Origin of the sequence: Yersinia sp. 2542 StPb PI (assembly GCF_048593855.1) — a bacterium.
Lineage (GTDB): Bacteria > Pseudomonadota > Gammaproteobacteria > Enterobacterales > Enterobacteriaceae > Yersinia > Yersinia enterocolitica_E.
This window is the reverse complement of the sequence record NZ_JAZGQA010000265.1, coordinates 1-4528: the sequence shown is the minus strand read 5'-3', so window position 1 is coordinate 4528 and position 4528 is coordinate 1. Positions and strand designations below refer to the sequence as shown.

Sequence of the window (4528 nt, the reverse complement as noted above, 5' to 3'; positions counted from 1 at the left end):
GTGACAGTCACCAGATGAAGAGAGTGAGCCGTCAGAGCTGGGGTGGGATATATTCAATTATTTTATATTTAATGCTAATAAAATTTATTCCATTGTGATTTTCGGTTCGATGCTGGGGATGGAAAACAGCAAATATCCACGTAAGCAGTATTATAAAAAGTGTTAGCTGAAATGTTAAAAACCAGTAAGAAAGCGCGATAGGCCAGTATAAAAAAATAGAGCAGAAAATACGATGACCTTCAACAAATTTCAGCATATTTACGCATTCTTTATGAGCAAGCGTTTCAAATATGTGCGACAGGTTCACCCTTGATTAAAAATGGCTTGCCATCGAATACAGAGTATGTGATAACGCATATGGGTAAAACGAGGTACAGTTCTGTATATGTGTGGCATTTTCAGTAAAGAAGTTCTGAGTAAAGACGTTAGCGTTGAATACCGCTTCTCTGCCGATCCTTATCTTAGTGCCTCAAGCAGTAACGACTCTAGTTTGTCTATGTAAACGCCTACGGGCGAGTTAAACAATCCAAAGGAAATACTCAAGATGGCAAAGATCAAAGGTCAAGTTAAGTGGTTCAACGAGTCTAAAGGTTTCGGTTTCATCACTCCAGCTGACGGCAGCAAAGATGTGTTCGTACACTTCTCTGCAATCCAGGGTAATGGTTTCAAAACCCTGGCTGAAGGCCAGAACGTAGAGTTCGAAATCCAAGACGGTCAGAAAGGTCCGTCTGCAGTAAACGTTACTGCAATCTAATCAGCTCTTTTGCTGTAAAAACCCGCCTTTGTGCGGGTTTTTTCGTATTCAGGGTGCGATAAATATTATCTATCCGTTAAGGCAAAATAATTAAGCCGGAATGTTGATTACGGCCTTTAATCCCTGGATGGGTTGGATCAATCGCTTGCTGCTGGCTGGTTCGGCGGAAACTGGTATATTTGAAGTGACTTTTATTATCATCATCATGTTGAATAGTCGTACAAATAGTACAACTGCCTACATGATCGACTTGATGAATTCCTGCACTTCGTAATTGGTGTTCAGCAATGGCCGCTAAGTTGAGGTGGCGAAAACGGGGTGAAATGATATTTTTAGCCAGTGGTAATTTATTAATAAACCTTTCGACCAACACCTCATTGACTTCATAGCAGCAAGACTGTGCGGCAGGCCCTATGGCTGCAACCCAATTTACAGGGTCATCATCGCGCGCAATACGCTCAACCATCTTTAAGATAATGCCATCAAATAAGCCCCGCCAACCGGCATGAACCACCGCAATGGCTCTCCCTTGTCGTTGGCTAAAAATGATTGGCAGACAATCAGCCGTCAGAACGGTCAATAAAATGCCTGCTTGAGTGGTATAGAAACCATCGGCTTCACCACACTCTTGTCCCGGGGCGGTCACATCGATAATCGTAGTGCCATGAACCTGCTTTTTAATGGCTTGTGAAGCCTGATATGGCAAGAGGCAGGAAGGTAGCAGGGCCGATTTATTGCCAAAACCATGGCAGAGGGTGGTGATCCGGCTAAGTTGTGGTGAAAAATCAGTCATAGAACCTACCTAATGAAGAAAAAGAACGCCACTCAGTGTAAGCCGATTTTTAAGTTATTGACCAGTCACCTTTTCTTTTAAATCGCCGTTAGTGAATTGTTGCAAAATAATGCATCTTGTATCACTGTTTTGGCACCCGTTAGTGTCTGGGATAGGGTTTAATGGCAGCTATGATGCACGCTATTCTCCAGGGTTGATCTTAATGATTCCTAAACCAAAAACTGACAGTAACAACTTTATTCGTTGGCGCTTTGGCTTGTTGTGTAGTTGTATTTTAATGTCACTTTTTGGCCTGCTGGCACGGGTTGCCTGGCTGCAAGTTATTGAACCGGACCCGCTGGTAAAAGAAGAAGATATGCGTTCAGTGCGTGTGGTGGCAACACCCAATACACGCGGTATGATAACTGATCGTGGCGGGCATCCGTTGGCGGTCAGTGTCCCGGTCGAGGCCATTTGGGCTGATGCCAAAACGGTACTGGAAAAAGGCGGGGTAGGTACTACCGAACGCTGGCAGGCATTGGCACAGGAACTCAATATGCCAATAGGCCAATTAATCAACCGTATCAATCAAAACCCCAATGCCCGTTTTATCTATCTTGCCCGACAAGTTGAACCTAATGTTGCTGAGTACATTCAACGCTTGAAACTGCCCGGTATCGCGACCAAAGCGGAGTCACGGCGTTTTTATCCGTCCGGTGATGTGGCGGCCAATTTAATTGGTTTCACTAATATAGATGACCAGGGTATTGAAGGCGTAGAAAAGAGCTTTAACTCGCTATTAAGTGGCACGGCTGGCAGTAGAGTGGTACGTAAAGATCGCTTTGGCCGAGTGGTTGAGGATATCTCTTCTACTGATAGCCACCCGGGACAGAATGTTGAACTCAGTATTGATGAGCGTTTGCAGGCTGAAACATCCCATGCGCTGACCAATGCTGTCATGTTTAATAAGGCTGATTCTGGCTGCGCAGTGGTTATTGATATTAATACTGGCGAAGTCTTGGCGATGGCCAACTATCCCACCTTTAATCCGAATAACCGCGCCGCCACGGCGGAAGAGAATTTTCGTAATCGGGCTATCAGCGATATTTTTGAGCCGGGTTCGACAGTCAAACCGATGGTGGTAATGACCGCATTACAACATCATCTGGTAAAGCCAGACAGCGTACTGGATACCCATCCTTATGTGCTGAGTGGGCACCAAATTAAAGATGTAGGTTTTTATCCCGCGCTATCGTTGACCGGCGTATTGCAGAAATCAAGTGATGTTGGCGTCTCTCGCCTGGCATTGGCAATGCCGTCTTCGGCATTAATGGAAACCTATGCGTTGTTTGGTTTGGGAAAACCGACTCAGTTAGGCCTTACCGGTGAAAGTAGCGGGTTAATGCCACAGCGGCAACGCTGGAGTGATCTGGATCGCGCTACCTTCTCTTTCGGTTACGGCTTGATGGTGACGCCGCTGCAACTGGCTCGAGTCTATGCCACCATCGGCAGCTTCGGTATTTATCGGCCATTATCGATTACTAAGGTCGATCCTCCGGTGTTAGGGCTACGGGTATTCCCCGAGGCTCTGGTGCGGCAAGTGGAACATATGATGGAAAGTGTGGCGCTGCCCGGCGGTGGCGGAATGAAGGCGGCCGTCAGGGGATACCGGGTTGCCGTTAAGACGGGGACTGCTAAGAAGATTGGGCCAAATGGCCAGTATATTGATAAATATGTGGCTTATACCGCGGGTGTCGCGCCTGCCAGCCAACCCCGTTTTGCCTTGGTGGTCGTGATAAACAATCCGCAAGGCGGCAAATACTATGGCGGCGCGGTTTCTGCCCCGGTATTTAGCGATATTATGGGGCAAATTTTGCGCACCATGAATGTTGAACCTGACGCTATTCCAGCAGGGATGGTACACCATAGCTGATATTCGACCGATTTATGGTGTTAAACAGTGGCTTGCAACGGTGGAAGTGCTTCTTTAGACTAACGCCGTGTCTGTCCGCGATTCTGGCGGTTATTTGTCTGTCATCTGGAAATCAACCATGTCTTATCAGTGCCCCCTTTGTCATCAGGCTTTGCAGCTTAGCGTGCAGCAGTGGCGTTGCAGCAATAATCATCAGTTCGATTGCGCCAAAGAGGGTTACGTCAATTTGATGCCAGTGCAGCACAAGGGATCGAAACAACCAGGAGATAGCCCGGAGATGATGCAGGCCCGGCGGGCATTTCTTGATGCGGGATATTATCAGCCCTTGCAGCAGCGGGTTTGCGAGCTTCTGGATGCCACGTTACCACTGGATGCCACCATGTTGTTGGATATCGGTTGTGGTGAAGGTTATTACACCGGCGCTGTGGCAGATAGGTTAAATCGGCGGCGTCAAATGGCTGTTTTCGGTTTAGATGTGGCAAAAGTCGCCGTAAGGTATGGCGCAAAACGCTACCAACAGGTGAGCTTCTGTGTAGCTTCCAGCCATCGCTTACCTTTTGCCCATAATTCGCTTGATGCGGTATTAAGGATTTATGCACCGTGCAAAGCGGCGGAGTTATCACGTACCGTGAAACCTGGCGGGATTGTGGTTACTGTTGCCCCTGGGCCGCGTCATCTCTATCAGTTAAAAGCACTGATCTACCCAGAAGTACAACTCCACGGTGATGCACAAGAGCACCTTGAGGGGTTTGACTTGCTGAGTTGCGAAAAACTGGCTTATGAAATGAAACTTCCGGGTAAGCAGAGTTTTAATTTATTGCAGATGACCCCTTTTGCCTGGCGGGCATCAATCGAGATGGGGCAGGAGTTGGCTGCGCGGCAGGCATTTATCTGTGAAACTGACTTTGTCATTGCGTTGCACCGCCGCAGAGAAGAGCCTGCGGCTGAAATTGCAGCCGTGAGCAGTGACCAATAGTCTATGTTGTTAGCCTTGGCCTGACAGTGTTCGGGCCACGAGTCTTATATAAATTATATCAATCCAGATTTGATTTTTAATAATCACCAATAC

The 4528-nt window shown here is 47.2% G+C and carries 5 protein-coding genes; 4 read left to right on the top strand and 1 reads right to left on the bottom strand.

The window, feature by feature from the left end; translation table 11 throughout:
- Nucleotides 1-385 precede the first annotated feature (385 nt).
- Both V1952_RS20195 and cspE read left to right on the top strand, forming a co-directional pair.
- The gene (locus tag V1952_RS20195; RefSeq protein WP_002211058.1) at nucleotides 386-502 is read left to right on the top strand and encodes a DUF2627 domain-containing protein; all 117 of its coding nucleotides are present in this window, start codon (nucleotides 386-388) and stop codon (nucleotides 500-502) included.
- Between the two features lie 42 nt (nucleotides 503-544).
- The gene (gene cspE / locus V1952_RS20190) at nucleotides 545-754 is read left to right on the top strand and encodes a transcription antiterminator/RNA stability regulator CspE (RefSeq protein WP_002221949.1); all 210 of its coding nucleotides are present in this window, start codon (nucleotides 545-547) and stop codon (nucleotides 752-754) included.
- Between the two features lie 76 nt (nucleotides 755-830).
- Here cspE and pgeF read toward each other — a convergent pair whose 3' ends face one another.
- Entirely contained in the window at nucleotides 831-1547 is a 717-nt protein-coding gene (pgeF, locus tag V1952_RS20185; RefSeq protein WP_420075409.1) for a peptidoglycan editing factor PgeF, read from the bottom strand.
- Nucleotides 1548-1749: 202 nt separating this feature from the next.
- Between pgeF and ftsI the strand changes: the two genes are divergently transcribed.
- Together ftsI and rlmA are read left to right on the top strand one after the other, a co-directional pair.
- Nucleotides 1750-3459, top strand: coding sequence for a peptidoglycan glycosyltransferase FtsI (ftsI, locus tag V1952_RS20180; protein ID WP_420075408.1), 1710 nt, complete (start codon nucleotides 1750-1752; stop codon nucleotides 3457-3459).
- Nucleotides 3460-3577: 118 nt separating this feature from the next.
- Nucleotides 3578-4435 carry a 23S rRNA (guanine(745)-N(1))-methyltransferase gene (gene rlmA, locus V1952_RS20175; RefSeq protein ID WP_372559214.1) on the top strand — a complete coding sequence of 286 codons (858 nt, stop codon included), beginning with the start codon at nucleotides 3578-3580 and terminating at the stop codon, nucleotides 4433-4435.
- The last annotated feature ends 93 nt before the right edge of the window (nucleotides 4436-4528 follow it).

What these genes read in the sequence shown, in the direction of transcription:
- V1952_RS20195 (WP_002211058.1), top strand. Translation starts at nt 386, where the DNA reads ATGTGTGGCATTTTCAGTAAAGAAGTTCTGAGTAAAGACGTTAGCGTT.
- cspE (WP_002221949.1), top strand. Translation starts at nt 545, where the DNA reads ATGGCAAAGATCAAAGGTCAAGTTAAGTGGTTCAACGAGTCTAAAGGT.
- pgeF (WP_420075409.1), bottom strand. Translation starts at nt 1,547, where the DNA reads ATGACTGATTTTTCACCACAACTTAGCCGGATCACCACCCTCTGCCAT.
- ftsI (WP_420075408.1), top strand. Translation starts at nt 1,750, where the DNA reads ATGATTCCTAAACCAAAAACTGACAGTAACAACTTTATTCGTTGGCGC.
- rlmA (WP_372559214.1), top strand. Translation starts at nt 3,578, where the DNA reads ATGTCTTATCAGTGCCCCCTTTGTCATCAGGCTTTGCAGCTTAGCGTG.